The sequence below is a fragment of the Candidatus Cardinium sp. cBcalN2 genome (assembly GCF_022810445.1).
GTDB lineage: Bacteria > Bacteroidota > Bacteroidia > Cytophagales > Amoebophilaceae > Cardinium.
Map to the genome: position 1 here is coordinate 1 of NZ_JAACGD010000002.1, position 5,605 is coordinate 5,605.

The 5,605-nt window shown below is 32.9% G+C and carries 3 protein-coding genes; 2 read left to right on the plus strand and 1 reads right to left on the minus strand.

What is annotated here, in order from left to right:
• Positions 1-447: 447 nt before the first annotated feature.
• A complete protein-coding gene (locus MUW74_RS00040; protein WP_243552996.1) occupies positions 448-2,001 on the minus strand; it encodes a J domain-containing protein in 1,554 nt (517 codons plus the stop codon).
• 772 nt (positions 2,002-2,773) lie between these two features.
• Here MUW74_RS00040 and MUW74_RS00045 point away from each other — a divergent pair.
• Positions 2,774-3,331, plus strand: a complete 558-nt coding sequence (locus MUW74_RS00045) for a hypothetical protein (protein WP_243519115.1) — start codon at positions 2,774-2,776, stop codon at positions 3,329-3,331.
• A 175-nt stretch (positions 3,332-3,506) separates the two neighbouring features.
• The gene (locus MUW74_RS00050; RefSeq protein WP_243552997.1) at positions 3,507-4,733 is read left to right on the plus strand and encodes a DNA recombination protein RmuC; all 1,227 of its coding nucleotides are present in this window, start codon (positions 3,507-3,509) and stop codon (positions 4,731-4,733) included.
• Positions 4,734-5,605: the final 872 nt, after the last annotated feature.

Below are 5,605 nucleotides of genomic sequence, written 5' to 3' on the forward strand. Positions count from 1 at the left end.
GAGGTTCCTGTTTTTCCAGCTGTAAACTAAGCTTTCAGTAACTTTTTTCATCAGCGCTTGATTTTTTGGCTACTTTTTGATCAAGCAAAAAGTAGCTTTAAAAAATTCATTTTTTAACAGTGTCAGGAACAGATACATCAAGTTTCTTTTTTAGGTACAACCCACACCTTTAGGCATAATCTGCTTCTGTGGGTAGGGGCTGAAAAACAGATGGTTCAAAAACTGAATTTTTACTGAAGCGCTACATTTCTTTATAGAAGGTCATAATAGCCTAAAAAAATGTATTTTACGTATGCATTGTCATTCAAGCCTATCGTTATTCTAGGAAAAACGTTTTTCTAGCGCCACTACACCGCTGGACCGATACTTTTTAGGTATAACCTACATCTGTGAGTGGGAGTTTAATGAATACCAATGGCCGGATTTGTTTGAAATTTTATTTTATTTTTAGGCATTTAATGCCTCATCTATTGTTTTGTATACGTAATTTAATTGTTTGAATTTTTTTTCATTCCTTTTATTCTTATCTGGGTGCAATTCGAGAGATTTTTTCTTGTAAGCCCTTTTTACCTTGCTTAAGTGTAAGACATCATCTTGAGATATACCTAATATTTCAGATGCTTGCCTTATAAGGTTATCACCGATATAATTTATACTATAGTTTATAGTTACTTCACCAGTGCAATCATCATTCTTTGCTAAAACTTTTATTTGTTGCTTACAGCGATCTACTTTAAAATCTATACTGTTTGTGATGTTGTAATTTTGGAGCGTAAATGCCAACTTGTTTTTTAGGTGAGCTATAATTTGTTGTTCTGAATCTCTTATACTATTACTACGACTTGGAATCCCAATACGCGAATTGTGATATTGCTTAAGGATATACCTTAAATCTTTTCTTACGTCCCCCTGAATAATAGTATAGGTAAGCGTTGCAGAGCCTGTATACTGATTGTTCTCAATAGAAGGTTCTGGTAAAACTGTTATTGTTGGCTTAGAACGACTCTTTTGCAAGCGAAGTTGACTTGGATCTATATGTAATTGTAAGAGTCTTGTTACGTAGTCTGTAATCTCTTTTTTTAAAGTCTCATCATCTGTTTCAAACGTTACAATTTCAACTGGGGAGTCAGTAAGATTTTTTAGTATTGTGCTTAAATCAGTTTTCGGGTTCTTTATGGCATAGGTAAGCGTTGCAGAGCCCGTGTACTCATTATGCTCAATAGAAGGTTTTGGTACAATTGTTATTGTTGGCTTAGAACGACTCTTTTGCAAGTGAAGTTTGCTTACATCTATACGTAATGACTGTAAGAACTTTATTATCCCGTTTGTAATGTCTTCCTTAACATCCTCATTATTTGTTTTAAAAGTCCTAATTTCAATTGGGAAAGTAGTATAAGATTTAAGTACCTCACTTAAATCTTTAATAGTAGTAGCGGTGCACACTGCATAACCAGTATAATGCTTTGTTATGCTTAGAGAAGTATCTGGCGTAATGGTTATTATATACTTACTATCACAAGGACTAATTTTAATATTAATCTTCGAAGTATCTAACTCATCGTATTCCTCTTTTAATTTATCTTTAACATCTTGTTCTGACAGTTTTTGACCTGAAATTTTAATGTTAGGTAGAATTTTAATATTAATTATTTTACTTAAATCTAGCTCTAGATGGTTACTTTTCTTTGTATTTAAATTTTTTGTAGTTATCTGTTCATTACTTGTATATTCTTTCTCCCCTGTATTTAAAACTTTTGTATGTATATTTAAATCTTTTTTAGGTATATCTTTACCCTCTGCACGTGTATTTTTCTCTCTATTCTCATTTTCTTCATTTTTTTTCTCCTCTATATTTAAATTTTTTGCAAGTATATCCTCATCTTTTCGATGTTTATCTTTATTGCTTTTATCTAATATTGTTTTATATTCATTGTTATGTTTTTCGGCAGTAGAACTTGATTGTTTTTGGCAAAATGAAAATCCTATTACTATATTTGCCATAAGTAGTAAGCTAAGCCTTTTTTTTTGAAAATTCATTTAATATTATTAGGATTTCGGCACTAGTTTATTGCTTTAATTTTTATCTTCATATCAGAAATTTTTCGCTAACTTACAGCAACTAAATAAAACAATAAACATTAACATTAATAAACATTCTATATATCTATAGATAGAAATTTAAAAACTAAATTTAAAAAAAATAAATAAGAAGCAAAAAAAATAGTAATGTAGTAGGTTCTTTTTATGCTTTCACGCAATCGTGGCAACTTAATAAATCAGCTTATTAACAAACTTTTTGTATCCATTCACCACTGTGTTAACCCTATCCACGAAAATAAAAAACGCCCCTTGTAAAATAATTTCGATCAGGAATCACTTCTTACAGCTGAAATAGAAAAATAGCTGTGTTTGAAGCTCGCGCAGCCGGTGAGTGCTGTTTTTCCAGCTTTAAGGAGTGATGGCAGCAATTTTTTACACAGGGCTTGATTTTTTGGCTACTTTTTGATCAAGCAAAAAGTAGCTTTAAAAAATCATTTTTTACCAATGTCATGCATAGATACAATATAGCCCTTAAATTGACGCAATTAAGTGAACAAATACTTGTTGCTTTCAGGTAGTGGCTCTACATAGCTTGGCCACTACAAATTTTTTATCAATAGGCAACCATAACTACCTCTAAATCTGTTGTAAAAACAAATATATTTTATCATATTATACAGAGAAATTACTAGTAAAGTAAGGTCAATAAGTATTAATATAAACGATAAAATATATGCATTTAATAAAAAACAAATCAATCCCTAACAGATCCGTCTCTTCAAAAATAATCTTTTCAGCAGCTAGCCTGCTTTTTATAAACACTCAAGTGGGGTGTAGTCAATCTTACAAGACTTTAGAATGCCATTCTCCTAAGAGCCCAAATATTATCAAAATACGGCCTATTCCACCACCAAGAATTGATTCTTTGGGTGTTCATGAAACAACAATAACGCAGACTTCTGCGCCTACTCATGTAATACTGTATAATGAAAACAGAATATGTCCTCTGCCTGGTGCTGTAAATGAACTACTACCGCCTAAGCTAGGTAGGTTTTGTTCGCTACCTAGTGACCTAAATGGACTACCACCACTTAAACCTCAAAGAACTTTTGCCTATCATACACCTAAGTCAGAACCTAAAAGAGCCATCATAATGGAAGTGGCAAGGCCCATCCCAATGCTAACGAAAGGTAAACCTACTATTTTTAATCAGTGGTTTAAATCTTTAAGAAAAAAATGTAAACTTAATCTAACCCATAAATTTAAAACATCCCGTGATCATATAAATTAGGCCTATGTCGCAAAAAAGCATAACTTAAAATAACCGTTATATCTTCATTAACTTGATAGGTTGCTTTTATTCAGTTGCTTGAATAAAGGCAACTTTAATCTTTAGTAGACTGACTGTTGCCCCTATGATCTATTGTATAATTACAGGACTAATTGGTTTAGCTATCGGCTGGTTCATGGCAAAAGTTCTGACTAAAGTTCCTATGGCAACCTTAGAAAATAGCATGGCTAATCTAGAAAAACATTTAGAGGAAAGCCAATGTCAATTCAATGCCCTACAGGAGAAACATCTACAAATTAGTAAAGAATTAGCTGCCTCACTTGCCCAGAACAGTTACTTAGAAAAAAAAATAGCTGAACAAGGGCAATCTGTTGAGCAGCTCCAGGCCCAGCTGACCATCCATTTTAAGAATTTAGCCAATGAATTATTAGAAGAAAAAAGTAAAAAGTTTTCAGACCATAGTCAACATCAAATCGAGCAATTGCTCGCACCACTTACCGAAAAAATTAACCATTTCGCTCAACAAGTCACCCAATATAACCAAGAAGGTTTGGAACGAAATGTTGCCTTACGTACAGAATTAAAACAGCTCCATGATCTTAACCTTAAAATCACGCAAGAAGCTGAAGGTTTAACCAAGGCACTTAAAGGAGATTCAAAACTACAAGGGGGATGGGGTGAATTTATTTTAGAAAATATTCTAGCCCAATCTGGTTTGGTTAAAAATAGAGAATATGTTATACAGCCTTCTATTACCACAGAGGATGGGCAAAGGCTTCAACCAGATGTCATCATTCATCTGCCGGAGGGCCGCAATATTGTGATTGATGCCAAAGTATCTTTAAATCATTATGAACAATTTTTTAATAACCAAGATAAGCTTGAGCAGGCTTTTCACCTCAAGCAGCATATTCATTCCATCAGACGTCATATTAAAACACTAAGCGAGAGGCGCTATCAATCGCTCTATGATCTACAAGGTTTAGATTTTGTTTTAATGTTTATACCTATTGAACCAGCTTTTGCATTAGCTATTCAAGAAGCAGCTACACTTTTTAATGAGGCCTACGAACGCAATATTGTTATTGTATCACCTTCAAATTTAATAGCCACCCTGCGAATCATTTCCAATTTATGGAGACAAGCTTATCAGAATCAAAATGCTTTAGAAATTGCTAGGCAAGGGGGTGCCTTATATGACAAATTTGTTTCCTTTGTGGAAGATATTAAAAATATAGGTCGTCAGTTAGACTTAACACAAAAAAACTACCTAGAAGCGACTAAAAAACTATACGATGGCAAGGGCAGTTTAGTGTCTAGGGCACAAAAAATGAAATTGTTAGGGGCACGAACCAGCAAAGTGTTAGATCAGCAACTTATAGATAGAGCAGATGAAAAATGAACGTTAATTCGGTATTATATTTATTGTAAATCAGCTATATATATGCTAGCTATAGCAGGTTTTTGCTCTTTTATTCCATAAGCTGTAATTCAAGCTATCAAAAGAAATGTTGTTTACACCCTTATACCATTGTAATAGCAAACCAAAAGCATGCTTGCGTATCTATTCACCCAATGAGGTCAACTTGCGGATTAGGTCGTTATGATTTCCCAAAGAAGGTTTAAAAGCGCTGCTATTAGCATGTAAGCAAGTTGGTAAAAAATAAAAGCTGGAAAATGTAGCTAGACTTGCTTTAGCGCAAACCTAAGCAAAAATGCACGATACGGAAATATTACATTATTCCCATACAAGAAGTAGTCGAATCCGGTGTTGCTTTTGGGGAAAAGTTAGTATGAGCTGCTTATGATTTGGTTGATAAGAAAACTGGTAAGGCGCATTTAACCAGTAGGTATAAAAGAAGAAGATTAGCAATAGACTAATTTATGAGGGAAGAGGGTGTCTAAAAAAATAAAAAAGCTATTGTAGCGGTATATAGTGAGCAGTTAAGCCAGGATTTAATACAGCATATCATTAAAAATGAAAGTAGAAAAAATAGCAAATGATAGATACTTGTGCTCAGGATAAAATGAAATAAAATATAACTATAGTTAATAATGTATAAAATTACTTGCTTTTTTATAAAATTTTGAATAAAATTTCTTAAAATTCTACTCTATTAACATATGCTACATATATCATGAAAAAGTATTTAGTTTTTTTCTCTATTATCGCTTCCTGTGGTGGGTTAAGGGGGCCTAGTATAATAGCTAGTGTTAATAATAAAGAACAAAATCAAGGGAATAATATAGTATTTGTGCCTGCGAATTCTACTA

Excerpts from the sequence above, each read along its gene's own strand:
- MUW74_RS00040 (WP_243552996.1), bottom strand. The coding sequence starts at position 2,001 with ATGGCAAATATAGTAATAGGATTTTCATTTTGCCAAAAACAATCAAGT.
- MUW74_RS00045 (WP_243519115.1), top strand. The coding sequence starts at position 2,774 with ATGCATTTAATAAAAAACAAATCAATCCCTAACAGATCCGTCTCTTCA.
- MUW74_RS00050 (WP_243552997.1), top strand. The coding sequence starts at position 3,507 with ATGGCAAAAGTTCTGACTAAAGTTCCTATGGCAACCTTAGAAAATAGC.